The 16187-nt window shown below is 71.8% G+C and carries 18 protein-coding genes; 12 read left to right on the forward strand and 6 right to left on the reverse strand.

The features are described 5' to 3' along the window. Positions 1-118: 118 nt before the first annotated feature. Positions 119-619 (reverse strand): Cys-tRNA(Pro) deacylase, encoded by a 501-nt coding sequence (gene ybaK, locus ACLQ2R_RS25095; RefSeq protein ID WP_425962991.1) that lies wholly within the window; start codon positions 617-619, stop codon positions 119-121. 112 nt (positions 620-731) lie between these two features. Here ybaK and hisD point away from each other — a divergent pair, with 112 nt between their 5' ends. From hisD to ACLQ2R_RS25140, 9 genes are all read left to right on the forward strand, one after another. Further along, positions 732-2039, forward strand: a complete 1308-nt coding sequence (hisD, locus tag ACLQ2R_RS25100) for a histidinol dehydrogenase (protein WP_425962992.1) — start codon at positions 732-734, stop codon at positions 2037-2039. A gap of 32 nt (positions 2040-2071) precedes the next feature. Continuing rightward, complete coding sequence (locus ACLQ2R_RS25105; RefSeq protein ID WP_425962993.1) at positions 2072-3142, forward strand: histidinol-phosphate transaminase; 1071 nt, start codon at positions 2072-2074, stop codon at positions 3140-3142. Further along, positions 3139-3759 (forward strand): imidazoleglycerol-phosphate dehydratase HisB, encoded by a 621-nt coding sequence (gene hisB / locus ACLQ2R_RS25110; RefSeq protein ID WP_425962994.1) that lies wholly within the window; start codon positions 3139-3141, stop codon positions 3757-3759. The genes ACLQ2R_RS25105 and hisB overlap by 4 nt, the downstream gene beginning before the upstream one ends. Positions 3760-3786: 27 nt before the next feature. Further along, positions 3787-3942 carry a hypothetical protein gene (locus tag ACLQ2R_RS25115; RefSeq protein ID WP_425962995.1) on the forward strand — a complete coding sequence of 52 codons (156 nt, stop codon included), beginning with the start codon at positions 3787-3789 and terminating at the stop codon, positions 3940-3942. Next, positions 3936-4571 (forward strand): imidazole glycerol phosphate synthase subunit HisH, encoded by a 636-nt coding sequence (gene hisH / locus ACLQ2R_RS25120; RefSeq protein ID WP_425962996.1) that lies wholly within the window; start codon positions 3936-3938, stop codon positions 4569-4571. Before ACLQ2R_RS25115 ends, hisH begins: the two co-directional genes overlap by 7 nt. Before the next feature lie 120 nt (positions 4572-4691). Beyond that, positions 4692-5033 (forward strand): hypothetical protein, encoded by a 342-nt coding sequence (locus ACLQ2R_RS25125; protein ID WP_344904695.1) that lies wholly within the window; start codon positions 4692-4694, stop codon positions 5031-5033. A gap of 4 nt (positions 5034-5037) precedes the next feature. Beyond that, positions 5038-5760 carry a bifunctional 1-(5-phosphoribosyl)-5-((5-phosphoribosylamino)methylideneamino)imidazole-4-carboxamide isomerase/phosphoribosylanthranilate isomerase PriA gene (priA, locus tag ACLQ2R_RS25130; protein WP_425962997.1) on the forward strand — a complete coding sequence of 241 codons (723 nt, stop codon included), beginning with the start codon at positions 5038-5040 and terminating at the stop codon, positions 5758-5760. A gap of 22 nt (positions 5761-5782) precedes the next feature. Then, the gene (gene hisF / locus ACLQ2R_RS25135) at positions 5783-6553 is read left to right on the forward strand and encodes an imidazole glycerol phosphate synthase subunit HisF (protein ID WP_425962998.1); all 771 of its coding nucleotides are present in this window, start codon (positions 5783-5785) and stop codon (positions 6551-6553) included. Between the two features lie 578 nt (positions 6554-7131). Next, entirely contained in the window at positions 7132-7677 is a 546-nt protein-coding gene (locus ACLQ2R_RS25140; protein ID WP_425962999.1) for a Uma2 family endonuclease, read from the forward strand. A 103-nt stretch (positions 7678-7780) separates the two neighbouring features. On the opposite strand, the gene ACLQ2R_RS25145 is transcribed toward ACLQ2R_RS25140, so the two are convergent. Then, the gene (locus ACLQ2R_RS25145) at positions 7781-8743 is read right to left on the reverse strand and encodes an FG-GAP repeat domain-containing protein (RefSeq protein ID WP_425963000.1); all 963 of its coding nucleotides are present in this window, start codon (positions 8741-8743) and stop codon (positions 7781-7783) included. A gap of 219 nt (positions 8744-8962) precedes the next feature. Here ACLQ2R_RS25145 and ACLQ2R_RS25150 point away from each other — a divergent pair, with 219 nt between their 5' ends. After that, a complete protein-coding gene (locus ACLQ2R_RS25150) occupies positions 8963-9565 on the forward strand; it encodes an LGFP repeat-containing protein (protein WP_425963002.1) in 603 nt (200 codons plus the stop codon). Positions 9566-9580: 15 nt separating this feature from the next. Here ACLQ2R_RS25150 and ACLQ2R_RS25155 read toward each other — a convergent pair whose 3' ends face one another. The 4 genes from ACLQ2R_RS25155 to ACLQ2R_RS25170 all read right to left on the reverse strand — a co-directional run bounded on the left by ACLQ2R_RS25155 (position 9581) and on the right by ACLQ2R_RS25170 (position 12138). Next, positions 9581-10210: a hypothetical protein gene (locus ACLQ2R_RS25155; RefSeq protein ID WP_425963003.1), complete on the reverse strand. Its 630-nt coding sequence runs from the start codon at positions 10208-10210 to the stop codon at positions 9581-9583. Positions 10211-10590: 380 nt separating this feature from the next. After that, positions 10591-10752 carry a hypothetical protein gene (locus tag ACLQ2R_RS25160; RefSeq protein WP_344904412.1) on the reverse strand — a complete coding sequence of 54 codons (162 nt, stop codon included), beginning with the start codon at positions 10750-10752 and terminating at the stop codon, positions 10591-10593. A gap of 406 nt (positions 10753-11158) precedes the next feature. After that, the gene (locus ACLQ2R_RS25165) at positions 11159-11434 is read right to left on the reverse strand and encodes a hypothetical protein (RefSeq protein WP_425963005.1); all 276 of its coding nucleotides are present in this window, start codon (positions 11432-11434) and stop codon (positions 11159-11161) included. Between the two features lie 71 nt (positions 11435-11505). Further along, on the reverse strand, positions 11506-12138 hold the full coding sequence (locus ACLQ2R_RS25170) for a TIGR03085 family metal-binding protein (protein WP_425963007.1): 633 nt from the start codon (positions 12136-12138) through the stop codon (positions 11506-11508). Positions 12139-12394: 256 nt separating this feature from the next. Between ACLQ2R_RS25170 and ACLQ2R_RS25175 the strand changes: the two genes are divergently transcribed. Continuing rightward, positions 12395-14182 (forward strand): ABC transporter ATP-binding protein, encoded by a 1788-nt coding sequence (locus tag ACLQ2R_RS25175; protein ID WP_425963052.1) that lies wholly within the window; start codon positions 12395-12397, stop codon positions 14180-14182. Positions 14183-14234: 52 nt separating this feature from the next. Continuing rightward, positions 14235-16007, forward strand: coding sequence for an ABC transporter ATP-binding protein (locus tag ACLQ2R_RS25180; RefSeq protein ID WP_425963008.1), 1773 nt, complete (start codon positions 14235-14237; stop codon positions 16005-16007). Positions 16008-16187: the final 180 nt, after the last annotated feature.

Consider the following 16187-nt stretch of genomic DNA (forward strand, 5'->3'; position numbering starts at 1 on the left):
CGGATCCCGCGGCGCGGGGGCCTGCTCGGGGGACACCGGTTTTGTGTGCTCGTGCTCGTGGGGTCCGTGTGTTCTCGTGGCCACGGGCCTTCGGCCGCCGCGTGTTCCCGCCCGGTTCCTACTCGGTCCTGCCGATGCAGGCGGTGGCGGCCTTGGTGAGGCGTACCAGCTCGGCGGGGGAGGTCTCGATCTGCAGGCCGCGCCGCCCGGCGGAGAAGTAGATCGTCTCGAACTCCAGCGCGGAGGCGTCGACCACGGTCGGCAGGGGCCTGCGCTGGCCCAGCGGGCTGATGCCGCCGACCACGTACCCGGTGACCCGCTCGACCTTGGCGGCGTCGGCCATGGCCGCGCGCTTGCCCCCCAGCGCCGCCGCGAACGCCTTGAGGTCGAGCCTGCCCGCCACCGGCACGACCGCCACGGCCAGCCCGCCCTCCACCTCGGCCACCAGCGTCTTGAAGATCCGCTCGTACGGCACGCCGAGCGCGTCGGCGGCCTCCTCGCCGTAGGCCTGGGCGCTCGCGTCGTGCTCGTAGAGGTGCAGGCTGAAATCGGCTCCGGCCTGGGCCAGGGCCACCGTCGCGGGCGTCCCCTGGCCGCCCTTGTTCCTGTTCTTGCTCACGTGGGGGAGCGTAGCGGCTGAACAAAATCTACATTGTAAAGACGGTGTCCTGGCGGGTGTCCGGATGATGGACGCGACGATATCCGGTGGCGCGCCTCCGTAGACTGAACGGGTGATTTCCCGTACCGACCTGCGAGGGGCCCTCCCCGAGGACCTCCGTGAGGTAATGCCCCGTGCCGACCTCGACGTCGAAGCCGCCCTGGAGAAGGTGCGGCCCATCTGCGAGGACGTACGCCATCGCGGGGTCGCCGCGCTGCGCGAGCTGACCGCCCGGTTCGAGGGCGTCGAGCTGGAGTCCACCCGCGTGCCCGCCGAGGTGATCGCCGAGGCGCTGGCGAAGCTCGACCCGAAGGTCAGGGCCGCGCTGGAGGAGTCGATCCGCCGCACCCGTCTCGTGCATCGCGACCAGGTGCGCGCCGACGTCACCACCCAGGTCGTGCCGGGCGGCACGGTCACCGAGCGCTGGGTCCCCGTCGACCGGGTGGGGCTGTACGTCCCCGGCGGCCGGGCCGTCTACCCGTCCAGCGTGATCATGAACGTGGTCCCCGCCCAGGAGGCCGGGGTGACCTCCCTGGCGGTCTCCTCGCCCGCCCAGCGCGAGTTCGGAGGGTGGCCGCACCCGTCGATCCTGGCCGCGTGCGCGCTGCTCGGCGTGGACGAGGTCTACGCGGTCGGCGGCGCCCAGGCCGTGGCGATGTTCGCCTACGGCACCGAGGAGTGCCGGCCGGTCGCCATGGTCACCGGTCCCGGCAGCATCTGGGTCGCCGCGGCCAAGCGCCTGCTCAAGGGACGGATCGGCATCGACTCCGAGGCCGGGCCGACCGAGATCGCGATCCTCGCCGACGCCACGGCCGACCCGGCGCACGTCGCCGCCGACCTGATCAGCCAGGCCGAGCACGACACGATCGCCGCCGCCGTGCTCGTCACCGACTCCGAGGAACTGGCCGAGGCCGTCGAGCGGGAGCTGCCCCGCCAGGTCGCCGCCACCAAGCACGCCGAGCGGATCACCGAGGCGCTGGCCGGGCGCCAGTCGGGCATCCTGCTGGTCGACGACATGGAGGCCGGGCTGCGCGTCGTCGACGCCTACGCCGCCGAGCACCTGGAGATCCACGCCGCCGGGGCGGCCGAGCTGGCGGCCCGGGTGCGCAACGCCGGGGCGATCTTCGTCGGAGCGTTCGCGCCGGTCTCGCTGGGCGACTACATGGCGGGCTCCAACCACGTGCTGCCCACCGGCGGCTGCGCCTGCCACTCCTCGGGACTGTCGGTGCAGACGTTCCTGAGGGGGGTGCACGTGGTCGACTACAGCCGAGAGGCCCTGGCCGGGGCCGCCGCGCACGTGTGCGTGCTGGCCGACACCGAGGATCTTCCCGCGCACGGTGCGGCGATCCGGGCCCGGTTCGACGGGGAGGTGCCGTCGTGACGACCCCTTCCCCCGGCAGGGGAGGCGCGCCCGTGAGACTGGAGGATCTGCCGATCCGGGACGACCTGCGGGGGCGCACGCCCTACGGTGCCCCGCAGATCGACGTGCCGGTCAGGCTCAACACCAACGAGAACCCCTACGGGCCGTCGGCGTCCCTGGTCGCGGACCTGGCCGAGGCCGTGCGGGGCGTCACCTCCGAGCTCAACCGCTACCCCGACCGCGACGCGCTGGAGCTGCGCCGGGAGCTGGCCGGGTACCTCGGCCACGGCCTGGACGTGGAGCGGGTCTGGGCGGCCAACGGGTCCAACGAGGTGCTGCAGCAGATCCTGCAGGCCTTCGGCGGCCACGGCCGGTCCGCGATGGGCTTCGAGCCGTCCTACTCGATGCACCCGATCATCACCACCGGCGCCTCGACCGAGTGGATCTCCGCCGCGCGCGAGGAGGACTTCGGGATCGACGTCGGCAAGGCGGTCGCCGCGATCGAGGAGCACCGGCCCGACGTGGTCTTCCTGACCTCGCCCAACAACCCCACCGGGACCGCGCTGGACCCGGCGGTGATCGCCCGGATCGTCGAGGCGGCGCCGGGCATCGTGGTGGTGGACGAGGCCTACTTCGAGTTCGCCCGCACCGGCACCCCGTCGGCGCTGACCCTGCTGCCGGACAATCCTCGACTGATCGTCACGCGGACCATGTCCAAGGCGTTCGCCATGGCCGGCACCCGGCTGGGCTACCTGGCGGCCGACCCGGCGGTCGTCGAGGCGCTGCTGCTGGTCCGGTTGCCCTACCACCTGTCCACGCTCACCCAGACGGCGGCGCTGACGGCGCTGGCCCACCGCGCCGAGCTGCTCGGCGCGGTCGACACGCTGCGGGCCGAGCGGGACGCCACCGTGGAGTGGCTGCGCGGCCGGGGGCTGACCGTCGCCGACTCGGACGCCAACTTCGTGCTGTTCGGCCTCTTCGAGGACCGGCACGCGGTGTGGCGGGGCCTGCTGGAGCGCGGGGTGCTGATCCGTGAGGTCGGGCCGCCGCAGTGGCTTAGAGTTTCGATCGGAACGACCGAGGAGATGGCGGCGTTCCGCGCCGCCCTGGAGGAGATCCTGTGAGCATCACTGCCGGCGGCACGGCCGCGCCCCGTCGCGGTCGCGTCGAGCGCGTCACCAAGGAGACCTCGGTGCTGGTCGAGGTCGACCTCGACGGCACCGGGAACGTCGAGGTGTCCACCGGTGTCGGGTTCTTCGACCACATGCTGAACCAGCTCGGCAAGCACGGCCTGTTCGACCTGACCGTGAGGACCGAGGGCGACCTGCACATCGACTCCCACCACACGATCGAGGACACCTCGCTCGCGCTGGGCGCCGCGTTCCGCGAGGCCCTGGGCGACAAGTCGGGCCTGCGGAGGTTCGGCAACGCGTCCTGCCCGCTGGACGAGTCGCTCGCCGAGGTCACGGTCGACCTGTCCGGCCGCCCGTACCTGGTGCACACCGAGCCCGAGGGCATGGCGCCGATGATCGGCGCGGAGTACGACACGACGATGACCCGGCACATCCTGGAGTCGTTCGTCGCCCAGGCCGCGATCTGCCTGCACGTGCGCGTCCCGTACGGGCGCAACGCCCACCACATCGTGGAGGCTCAGTTCAAGGCGCTGGCCAGGGCGCTGCGGGCGGCCTCGGAGCGTGACCCGCGCGCTACCGGGGTGCCCAGTACCAAGGGCGTGCTGTGACCGGTTCCCGGGTGAGGGGGCGCGGCCGTGAGTGACAACTGGTCGGCGGTCGCGATGGCCTTCGTGGCGCTCTTCCTCGTCGGCGGGATCATCTCATTCATCAAACAGGGTCTGCGGCGGGGCGCGGTGCTGCTCGCCGTCCTCGCGGTCCTGGCGACGACGACGGCGGTGCTGTGGTGGTGAAGAAGGTAACGATCCTCGACTACGGCTCGGGCAACCTCCGCTCCGCGGAGCGCGCGCTGGCCCGGGTCGGCGCGGACGTCACGGTGACGGCCGACTACGAGAAGGCGATGGAGGCCGACGGCCTCGTCGTGCCGGGGGTGGGGGCGTTCGCCGCCTGCATGGCCGGGCTGCGGGCCGTGCGGGGCGAGCGGATCGTCGCGCGGCGCCTGTCGGCGGGGCGGCCGGTGCTCGGCATCTGCGTCGGCATGCAGATCCTCTTCGAGACGGGCGTCGAGCACGGCGTCACGACCGAGGGCTGCGGGGAGTGGCCGGGCACGGTGGAACGCCTGGAGGCGCCGGTGCTGCCGCACATGGGCTGGAACACGGTCAAGGCCCCGGCGGAGACCAGGCTGTTCGCCGGGCTCGACGCTGAGACGCGCTTCTACTTCGTGCACTCCTACGGCGTGCGCTCCTGGGAGCTGCGGCCGGGGCCGGGCTTCGACGACCCGCTGATCACCTGGGCCGAGCACGGCACGCCGTTCGTCGCGGCCGTGGAGAACGGGCCGCTGGCGGCCACCCAGTTCCACCCGGAGAAGTCGGGCGACGCCGGGGCGCAGCTGCTGGTCAACTGGCTGGGAACGGTCGCGTGAGGCTTTCCGGGGGTTCTTCGGCTTTTTCCCTGGGTGTCCGATGATGCTCCTGGCGGGATCCCGGGGGGTTCTCGACGAGCCTTCCGGGAGGTGCTCGATGAGCGTTTCGGGGGATCCTGGATGAGCAAGGAGAGGGCCAGGCGGCGGGCCGAGCGGGAGGCGGAGCGGGCCCGTCAGGAGGCCCTGCGCGCCGAGCGGGAGGCCAGGCTGGCGCGCCGGCGCGAGCGCGTCGGCAGGGTGACCGCGCTGCTGCCGGGCAGGCCCGTCAAAATCGTCTCCCAGGGCGGCATCATGGCCCGCCGCCGCCGGGCGCAGAACGCCGTCGCGGCGGTACTGTTCCTGATCGTCCAGGTCATCGCCTGGTTACTCTGGTCCTCGTGGGCCGCGCGGTTCGGCACCCTGGTCCTGTCCCTGTTGTTCGTACCGCTTTTTCTCACCCTTGTTTTCGACCGGAGGACCTGAACAGATGTCGCTTGAGCTGCTCCCCGCCGTGGACGTCGCCGACGGCCAGGCGGTCCGCCTGGTCCAGGGCGAGGCGGGCACCGAGACCTCCTACGGCGACCCCCTGTCGGCGGCGCTCGCCTGGCAGGAGGCCGGCGCGCAGTGGATCCATCTGGTCGACCTGGACGCGGCCTTCGGCCGGGGCAGCAACCGTGAGCTGCTCGCCACCGTGGTGGGCGCCCTCGACGTCGACGTGGAGATGTCCGGAGGCATCCGCGACGACGCGACCCTGGAGCTCGCCCTGGCCACCGGGTGCCGCAGGGTCAACATCGGCACCGCCGCGCTGGAGAACCCCGCCTGGTGCTCGAAGATCATCGCCGAGTACGGGGACCGGATCGCGATCGGCCTCGACGTGCGGGGCACGACGCTGGCGGCCCGGGGCTGGACCCAGGAGGGCGGCGACCTGTGGGAGGTGCTGGAGCGCCTGGAGGGCGACGGCTGCCCCCGCTACGTCGTCACCGACGTCACCAAGGACGGCACGCTGCGCGGCCCCAACCTGGACCTGCTCCGCGAGGTCTGCTCCCGTACCGACAAGCCCGTGGTCGCCAGCGGCGGCGTCTCGTCCCTGGACGACCTGCGGGCCCTGGCCTCGCTGGTCCCGATCGGGGTCGAGGGGGCCATCATCGGCAAGGCGCTGTACGCGCAGGCCTTCACCCTTGAGGACGCCCTCGCGGCGGTACGTTCTTGACCTGGCTTCTGAGGAGTTTCCGATGACTGTCGCGGTGCGCGTGATCCCCTGCCTGGACGTGGACGCCGGGCGGGTGGTCAAGGGCGTCAACTTCGCGAACATCAGGGACGCCGGGGATCCGGTGGAGCTGGCCCGCCGCTACGACGCGGAGGGGGCCGACGAGCTGACGTTCCTGGACATCACCGCCTCCAGTTCCGACCGGACGACCATGTACGACGTGGTCAGCCGGACCGCCGAGCAGGTGTTCATCCCGCTGTCCGTGGGCGGGGGCATCCGGTCGGTGGAAGATGTGAACAAGCTGCTGCGGGCGGGCGCCGACAAGGTGGTGCTGAACACCGCGGCGATCGCCCGGCCCGAGCTGCTCACCGAGGCGTCGCAGCGGTACGGTGCGCAGTGCATCGTGCTGTCGGTGGACGCCCGCCGGGTCGTCGACGGCCCGCCCATGCCCTCGGGGTTCGAGGTGACCACGCACGGAGGCCGCCGGGGCGCCGGGCTCGACGCGGTCGAGTGGGCCCAGAGGGGTGAGGAACTCGGTGTGGGGGAGATCCTGCTCAACTCGATGGACGGCGACGGCACCCTCGACGGCTACGACATGGAGCTGATCCGGCTCGTCAGGGCCGCGGTGTCGCTCCCGATCATCGCCAGCGGGGGCGCCGGAGAGCTGGAACACTTCCCTCCGGCGGTGGACGCGGGGGCGGACGCGGTGCTGGCCGCCTCGGTGTTCCACTTCGGGCAGTTGAAGATCGGTGACGTCAAGGAGACCCTGCGGCTGGCGGGGCATCCTGTTCGCTGATTTTTGCCGGACGGTTCCGCTGTAGGGCGTCGTCGCGTGCGCTGTGTGGGTGGGCGCGGGGTCCCTTGAGGCCGGGCATCCGGGCATCCGGGCATCCGGGGCGGCGGGCGGGGTCGCGCTGCGGCGGGCCGGTGTTCCGGGCGGCCGTCGTGGCCGGGGTCTGTTTCCCAGGCCTCCGGCCTGCCGGGCGCGACGGTCGCGCTTTCTTATACGCCGCCCGGAACACCGGCCCGCCTCCGCGCACCGGGATCCGGCCGTACGGGGCGCGGGCCGTAGCTCCTTTCTTTCCGGCCGCCCAGGGGGCGCGCCGACGCTGAAGCCTCGGCGCGGGGCGGCCCGGGAAGGCCGCCGTAGCTGAAGCGCCCCTGCGGAAAGGAGCGCAGGGCCGGGCTTCACGCCTTGCGTCCCGTACGGAGGAAGCCGCGACCTCTCCTGGTTGTTCAGGGGGCCTACGGAAGCTGCTTCACGCGATGGCGGGGAGTGCGGAAGCCGGTCGTGCCTGTTGTCCTCTCGCGGTCATGGGCGCCGGCTCTTGTTCGCCGGCATTGTCGGACACGGGCGAGACGAGGAGGGGCAGGGTGTCGAACGAGTCGAGGACGCTCAGTGAGCTCCTCGCGCTGGCGGCGGAGCGCGACGGGTACAAGGTCGAGTGGTACGCCGGGAAGATCGTGATTCAGGCGTCCGCGTCCGCCTTTCATAATGTGATCGTCAGCGAGACGATTCGTCAGATTCCCTCCGACGCCTGGTGGGCTTTGCCCGACATGGGGGTCGGGACGCCCGGTGACCACAGAGGCCCGCAGCCCGACATCGTGATCATTCCTGCCGGAAGTCTCACCGATGACGAGAACCCGGTCCGTAAGGAGATCGTGGCGGCGGTCGTCGAGGTGGTGTCGAAGAACACCCGTTCCGAGGATTACGGCGACAAGCCGGAGGCGTACGCTTCGATGCGGATTCCCGTCTACGTGATCATCGATCGGAAGTGCGGGACCGTCAGGGTGTTCAGCGAGCCCGACGTCAACCGCTACACGCGTGAGAGTGTCAGCTCCTTCGGCAAGCCGTTCACGCTGCCGGAGCCGGTGCTGGTGACGATCGGCACGGAAGGCTATCCGCCGGCCCCCCTGTAGCGGGCAGGCTTGGCTGAGCCGGGCGGGGGCCGGCCCTCGGGGTTTCGCCGGTGGGGTGGCCGGGATCGCGTGATCCGGGTGTTCGGCGGGTCTTGGCCGGTGTTCACCAGGCGCCGGTGCCGAAGAAGGTCTCGTCGCGGGTGCCGTCCGTGACCCACCAGACCGAAAGTCCCTGGTCCCACCCCTCGACGGAGGCGGAGGAGAACCAGGCCAGCGCCAGCTCGTCCCTGCCGTCCCCGTCGAAGTCGCCCAGGGCCACGGCACCACCCTCGTTCAGCGTGCGGGGGGTGTGCGAGAGGCCGGCGGGGCCGCCCCTGAGGAGCCACGTCGCATGCTGGCCCTCGATGCCTGAGGCATGCTCGAACAGGTCGGTGGCACGGTGCCGGCCGATCCTTCCCGCGATCAGGGACCTGGGCGGTTCTCCGTCGGGTGAGGGCCGCATGTCGTGACGCCGTGCGGAGCCGGTCCGGGTGAACGGTCCGTGGAACAGCGCCAGTTCGGTCGCGAGAGTGCTCGAATCGTTCGTCGCCCCTACCGGTATCGCCAGGTCGGCGTCGCCGTCGCCGTCGAAGTCCCCCGTCCATGAGGGCGAAGGCGGTGAAGGGGTTCTCCAGGGGGTCGGTTCGGCCCTGGGGTCCACCCCCTTCGGGCCGCCCCACAGGATGTACGGTGCGTTCGGTTTCCTGAGCGCCTTCGCCGGGCGGCCGTGGGCGAGGATGTCGGCGAAGCCGTCGCCGTCCAGGTCGGCCGTGCTCGTACCGGTGGTGAACTCCACGTGGGTGGAGGCCACCATCGTCCGGGTCGCGGGATTCAGCCCGCGCCGTGAGCCGTACACGATCGCGAGATCGGGCGACCAGTGGTCGTGGGGTATGAGGAAGACCAAATCCGCGAAGCCGTCGCCGTTGATGTCGCCGGGGTCGCGGCCGCCCTTTCCCGCCGGTGGCGCCAGTGCCGCCTGCCCTTCCGAATCCGGCCGGGGGACGACGACGGAGGCGGTTCCGGCAGCAGTGCCGACGGGGTCACGTACGGCACCGGGGACGCCTCCCACCCCTGACCGGAGGTGCATGCGCACAGCAGCAGCGCCGGCACCGCGAGGACCGGGAGCGTCACGGATTTGATCGTTATCTCACTCTCCTTTGTATGTGGATATATCGGTAAATGTTATTGCTTTGTGGATCGGAATGTGTGTTCTGCAAGCCATTCTCAAGGCGTGGATGCCGGGGTGAAAGCGGCCTGTCGTACATATGGGGGGCACCAGCGAATCTCGCCCGAAAGGACCGCTTCCATGGGCCGCACCTCTCGTTCACTCCTCGGTCTCGCCGTCGCCGTCGCGGCGAGCGTCACCGTCCTCGCCGTACCGGCCGGCGCGCGGGCCGCGACCGCTCACAGCGCGTGCGACGCCTCGCTGGTGGCACCCTCGGGCAGCCTGATCGGCGGCCTGTGGCGCTCCAACGGCGGCGAGAACAGCGTCTACGGCTGCCCCACCGGCAAGGAGTTCGGCTACCCCGACAAGCGCGGCTCCTGGCAGACCTTCCGCAACGGCAAGATCGTCTGGTCCCCGAGCCTGGGTGACGGCACCCTGGTGCGCGCGTACGGGAAGGGGAACAAGGTCGTCTTCAAGTGGAGCGGCCTGGGCCGTGACTGGGACTTCTTCAACGTCCGCTGGAGCAAGGACGGGGGCAGGGCCACCCAGGTCAAGGTGGGTCGCCTGACCCCCTGGAGCGGCCAGTACATCATGACGCCGTACTGCGACGGCGACGTGTGCAGCACCACCAACGGCCACGAGGTCAACAGGTTCGCCTTCATCGTCCAGGGCTGCGACCGCGGCACGTTCGGCTCCGACTGCGGCCCCTGGAGCATCCCCACCTCCGTCCGCGTCGCCCACTGACTCCGCTACCGCGTGTCAGCCGGCGGCTTCGGCGCCGCCCTCGTCCGGCGCGCGCACGCCGCGGGACGGATCGGCGGGTGAGGCCGCGCAGGGGGCGGTGACGGTGATCGTCACCGCGCCGGGGGCGCAACCGCCCGTGCGGGTGCACACCTCGACCGGGACCGTCCAGATGCCCGGCACCCGGGAGGCGCCGCCCAGCAGGCCGTCGGCGTCGATCGTGATCCCCGCCGGAAGCAGGGCGGGGTCGGTGACCCTGAAGCCGAGTGTCTCGCCGGCGGGGACGGCCGTCGTGATCCTGCCCCGCAGCGGCCGCCCCGCCGGGGTGCCGAAATGGCCGAGGATCGGGCGGGCGAGGGGGAGCGAGGGGCGGACGGTCGTCGAGGCCGGCGAGATTGCCGGGGGTGCCGGGACCACCCGGGTCAGTGAGACGGCCTGGGGTGCCCGGGAGACCGGGGCGGGGGAGGAGGGCGCGGGGTCGGGAGCGGGGACGGGGCGGGGGATCCGCGCCGGGACGGTGAGCCGGGCGGCGGGGTTCGCGGCCGGGGACGTGGCCGACGCGGAGGCCGGTGCGAGGGCCGGTGCGCCGTAGGCCAGGACTCCGGCGACGATCACTCCGGCTCGGAGAAGACCCTGTCTGCGCCGCATGAACGACCCCCCCGTACGAGAAAACGGACCCTTCCCCACGATGCCGGAGAGATCATCAAGGGACCGTCCGGGAGTTTCCAGCGGTTGCCCATGATCGGGTCAGGGGCGCTCGTCGCACGGACGAACGAGTGTCGCGTCGTGCCTGGGGTGTCCGTACCGCTCCGTACGGTGGCGCCGTGTGGCTCCGGGCGGCGGGAGGGTGACCTGGATGCCGGATTCACCGGTCGACGAACGTCGTCGCGGCGGGCTGCGCACCGTCCCCGGGATCGGCCGGGGGGCGGCGTGGCGGTCCGGTTGGTCGGGTGAGGTCGCGCTCCCCCATGGATCGGCCGGGAGCGCGGGTGACGCGGTTCAGGGCGGGGCCGGGCCTCGCCCGGCGGTCAGTTGAGCACTCGGGTGACGAACAGAGCCAATCGATCCGCTCCGGTCACGATTCCATCGAAGACTCCGTTGACCGCACTCGCCGCTTCGGCGGGCTTGGTGAACAGATAGAAGACCACGAACGCTACCGCGAGGTAGGTGAGGACCTTCTTGACCTGCATGGGGGCCTCCTGGCAGTTCCAATCCCAGCCGTATATACCCGAATTTTATCGATCATTGGCATCTGCGGCCCGGGTGGCTCCCGGATTTTAGTGATCATACCCGGCCCACGGGGACGAGCCGTGGTCCGGTCGCGAGTCTGGCATGGGTCACACCCGCCATGGTGCGGTCGCGAGGCGATCCTGTCCAATGTTCACTGCCAGGTATACCGGTAGCGCTAGTCCGCCCGGACGGGTATGGCGAATTCGGGGACCGTTCCAGGGAGGTGGGAGCCGGGAGGGCGGCCCGCGTGGGGCGTACGGGGCGGAGGGTCGCACGCCGGCCGTCCGGGGGAGGGACGGCGGGCCGGAGCCAGGCCGCCCTCGTCCCGGAGGCCGACGGGGTGACGCGCGGGGGCGGGGGCGGGGGTCACGCGACGAAGCCGTGGAACCGCGAGATCTCCACGTCGCCGTGGTAGACCACGACCTCCGTAGGGCCGATCAGGCTCTGGTGCACCTCGGCGCGGACGGCGGTGCCGTTCGGCAGCGTGCCCCTGAGGGAGAAGTCCCCGGACGCCGTGGCGTGGTCGACCTCCCGGCCGTCGACCGTGAGGGTCCAGCGGGCCTGCACCGGGCCGGTCTTGCCGGTCACCGCCACCGTGTGACCGTCGATGTGGACGCTGTAGTCATCGCTCGTAAGGCTCATGCCCCCCGATTTCCCGGGGAAGGGGGTCCTTAACGTCATCGACCGTCATCGACCGTCTTCGCCGGGACGGGTCAGATGCCCAGGGGGGCGTCCATGAGCCGGGCGATCGCCTCGTCGTCGCCGCTGAGGTCGACCTTGGCGTGCGCCTGGCGGCCGAAGCAGAACAGCAGCAGCTCCCCGGCCCGGCCGGTCACCTCGACCTGGCCGGTGGCGTCCTTGGGGCCGCCGATGGCGACGCCCCCGCCGGCGCGGTGCAGGATCACGCGGACGGGCGAGTGGCGCAGGAACACCCGGGCGCCGGCGCGGACCTGCTTCCAGAACCGCTCCTCCAGGTCGCCGGGGAGCTCGCGCGGCTCCCACACCCGCTGGGCACGCCGTACGTCCTCGTGGTGGATGAAGTACTCCATCGTGTTGACCACCTCGTCCAGCCCGGGCAGCCGGTAGAGCCCGGCCGGGCCCGAGCGCACCAGCTCGATGAGGCCCGGGTAGCCCTTCGTGGTCTTGAGGGCCTCCTGCACCCTGGCGGCGCGTCCGGCCAGGGGCTTGAGGAGGATGCCCCCGGCGGCGTCGGGGCGGCGTTCGCGGAGCACGAGGTGGGCGGCGAGGTCGAAGGTGGTCCAGCCCTCGCAGAGGGTGGGGGCGTCCGGGCCGACCGTGACGAACAGGTCGGCGAGCGCGGCGCGCTCGGCGCGGGCGTGGTTCATCGGATACCTCCGTAGGCGGTCCGGGGCCTCGGCTCCGGGGCTCGAACCCCCGCCTGCGGCAGTAGGGAGGAGGTCGGTCGATCACTCTACCAACATCGTTGCGCGAGCAACCGGCGGCGTGCTCCCGTCATGTCGGGGGGCCGATCCGGGAATAACCGCATGATCCACTTTGATAGGGACTTAGGTAGAAACAAGCGTGAAACATTTCCTTCGAAGGGACACTCCCCGCGTGTCGAGCAAGGTGACCACCGCAATCATGCGCCGGGGGATCGGTGTCCTCGGGGTGGCCGTCCGCGCCGAGAAGTCGATCTTCACAGCGGCGGTCCTGTCCAGCGCCCTGTACGGCTTCATGACCGTCGCGGCGGCGTGGGCGCTGGGCTGGGCCACCGACCACGTCGTGCTCCCCGCCTTCAGGAACGGGGACATCACCACCGCCACCCTGGTCGCGGGCACGCTCCTCATCCTCGGCGTGTCGCTGCTCAAGGCCCTGGGCGTGGCCGGCCGGCGCTACTTCGCCGGGGTCATGCAGTACCGGATGCAGGCCCGTTCCCGCAGGGACGTCACCCGCCAGTACCTGAGGCTCCCGCTGGCCTGGCACCACCGCCACCCGACCGGGCAGCTCCTGTCCAACGCCGGCTCCGACGTCGAGGCGGCCTGGGCGCCGCTGGCGCCGCTGCCGATGGCGGTCGGCGTCGTGGTGATGCTCGTCACCGCCGCGGTCGCGATGGTGATCACCGATCCGGTCCTCGCCCTGGTGGGCTTCCTGGTCTTCCCGGCGATCGCCGTGCTCAACCTGGTCTACCAGCGCAGGCTCAACCCGCTGGCCACCCGTGCCCAGCAGCTGCGCGCCGAGGTCAGCGAGATCGCCCACGAGAGCTTCGACGGCGCCCTGGTCGTCAAGACCCTCGGCCGCGAGGACGAGGAGACCGCCCGCTTCACGGCCAAGGCCCACGAGCTGCGCGACGCCAACATCGCCGTCGGCCGGGTCCGCGGCCTGTTCGACCCGGTGCTGGAGGCGCTGCCCACCCTGGGCGTGCTCGCGGTGCTGATGATCGGCGCGATGCGGCTGGAGAGCGGCGCGATCGGCTCGGGGGTGCTCGTCCAGGTCGCCTACCTGTTCACGCTGCTGGCCTTCCCGATCCGCGCGCTGGGCTGGGTGCTCGCCGAACTGCCCCGATCGGTGGTCGGCTACGAGCGGATCCGGGCCGTGATGGACGCCAGCGGGTCCATGGAGCACGGCACGGCCGACCTTCCCGGCACCGACCCGGTCAGGCTGGAGGTGCGCGACCTGGCCTACGCCTACGGCGACGGTGACTTCCCCGTCCTGCGCGAGGTGAACCTGGAGATCGAGGCGGGGAGGACCGTCGCCCTGGTCGGTCCCACCGGCTCGGGCAAGTCCACGCTCGCCCAGACCTTCGTCCGCCTGGTCGACCCGGCCTCGGGCGCCGTCCTGGTGGACGGCACCGACCTGCGCGAGGTCGCCAGGGGAGGCGTCAGCGGCGCGGTCGCCCTGGTGCCCCAGCAGACGTTCCTGTTCGACGACACCGTACGCGGCAACGTCGCCCTCGGCCTGCCGGTCGCCGACGAGGAGGTCTGGGCGGCGCTGCGGCTGGCCCAGGCAGAGGGGTTCGTCAGCGCGCTGCCCGCCGGGCTCGACACCATGGTCGGCGAGCGCGGCACGTCCCTGTCCGGCGGCCAGCGCCAGCGGATCGCCCTGGCCCGCGCGCTGGTGCGCCGCCCCAGGCTGCTGGTCCTGGACGACTCCACCTCCAGCGTCGACCCGCAGGTCGAGGCCAGGATCCTGTACGGGCTGCGGGACGCGGCCCAGGTCTCCACGGTCGTCGTGATCGCCTACCGGATGGCCACCATCGCCCTGGCCGACGAGGTCGTCTACCTCGACCACGGCCGCATCGCCGACCGCGGCTCCCACGCGGAGCTGCTGGAGCGCTGCGAGGGCTACCGCAACCTGGTCACCGCCTACGAACGTCAGGGCGCCGAGCGCGAGGCGCTCGCCGCCGAACACGAGGAAGAGGTCAGCGCGTGAGGCAGTACGACCCGAGCCCGGCCGCCCGCGGCCCGCGGGGCGGGGGGCCCCGATGAGCGCGTTCCAGGGGATCGAGCGCTCCGGCCTGGCCACGGTCCGCCACGGGCTGTCGCTCACGCCGGAGTTCCGCAAAGGTCTGGCCGGGACGCTCGCGCTGGCCGTGGTCGCCACGGTCGGCAAGATCATCGTGCCGATCGCGGTCCAGCAGACCATCGACACCGGCCTGGCCGGTGGCACCCCCGACCTGGCCTACGTCCGCACCACGGTGCTGATCTGCGCCGCCGCCGTGGTGTTCACCGCTCTGTGCGCGTACCTGATGAACGTCCGCCTGTACCGGGCCACCGAGTCCTCGCTGGCCACGCTCAGGGTGCGCGGCTTCCGGCACGTGCACGACCTGTCGGTGCTCACCCAGAACACCGAGCGGCGCGGCGCGCTCGTCTCCCGGGTGACCGGCGACGTCGACCAGATCAGCACGTTCATGCAGTGGGGCGGGCTGATGATCATCATCGCCCTGGGGCAGCTGGTGGTCGCCACCGCGCTGATGTTCGTCTACTCCTGGCAGCTCGCCCTGGTGGTGTGGGGGTGCTTCCTGCCGCTCATGGTCGTGCTGCCGCGGTTCCAGCGGTGGCTGTCGGGCGCCTACACGCGGGTGCGCGAGCGCACCGGCGACATGCTCTCGGCCGTCAGCGAGGCCGTGGTGGGCGCCGCGGTGATCAGGGCGCACGGCTCGGAGGCCCGTACGGCCGAACGGCTCGACGTCGCGATCGACGCCAACAAGGCGGCCCAGGCCCGCACCCAGCGGATCGTCGCGACCGTCTTCCCGCTGACCGAGATCGTCGCGGCCGTCGCGCTGGCCGCGCTGGTGCTGGTCGGCGTCAGGCTCGGCCTGGCGGGCGACATCAGCGAGGGACGCCTGGTGGCCTTCCTGTTCCTGATCACGCTGTTCGTCTCGCCGATGCAGATGGCCACCGAGGTGCTCAACGAGGCGCAGAACGCCGTCGCCGGATGGCGGCGCATCCTCGGCGTGCTCGACACCCCGGCCGACGTCGCCGACCCGGGCGAGGACGGCGTCGACCTGCCGCGCGGTCCCATCTCGGTCTCCTTCGAGGACGTCGGCTTCTCCTACCCCGGCGGGCCGCCGGTGCTGCACGGCGTCTCGGCCGCCATCACGCCGCGCTCGCGGGTCGCCGTGGTCGGGGAGACCGGCTCGGGCAAGACGACCTTCGCCAAGCTGCTCACCCGCCTGATGGACCCGGTCTCGGGGAGGATCACGGTCGACGGCCACGACCTGCGCGACGTGCGGTTCTCCTCGCTGCGCCGCAGGATCGTCATGGTGCCCCAGGACGGGTTCCTGTTCGACGGCACCCTGGCGGAGAACATCGCCTTCGGGCGGCCCTCGGCGTCCGAGGCGGAGATCGAGCTGGCCCTCACCGAGCTGGGGCTCACCGACTGGATGGAGGGCCTGCCCGCCGGCCTGGCGACCGAGGTCGGCCAGCGTGGCGAGTCGCTGTCGGCGGGCGAGCGCCAGCTCGTCGCGCTGGCCCGCGCCTACCTGGCCGATCCCGACCTGCTCCTGCTGGACGAGGCCACCTCGGCGGTGGACCCGGCCACGGAGGTGAGGCTGGCCCGCGCCCTGGAGGGGGCCACCCGGGGGCGTACGGCCGTCTCCATCGCCCACCGGCTCTCCACCGCCGCGGCGGCCGACGAGGTGTTCGTCTTCGACCGCGGCCGGATCGTGCAGCGCGGCCCGCACGCCGAGCTCGTGCGCACGCCCGGCGTCTACGCCGACATGTACGCCTCCTGGATCTCGTCGGCCCGTTCCTAGGCGCCCCGGTTCCCGGGTGCTCCGGGGCCGGCCGAGGTCGCGGGAGCGGCGGGCCGGGGCCGTGGGGTGCGGCCGGTCAAGAGCGAGGGGAAAGGCCGGTCAAGGCCGTCCCGCCGGGGAGGATTAGCCTGGTCACGGTGAGGTAGAGGCAAGGACGGGCGGATCCCACGTTCCGTCCAG

The sequence above is a fragment of the Streptosporangium sp. DT93 genome, from assembly GCF_049844535.1.
GTDB lineage: Bacteria > Actinomycetota > Actinomycetes > Streptosporangiales > Streptosporangiaceae > Streptosporangium.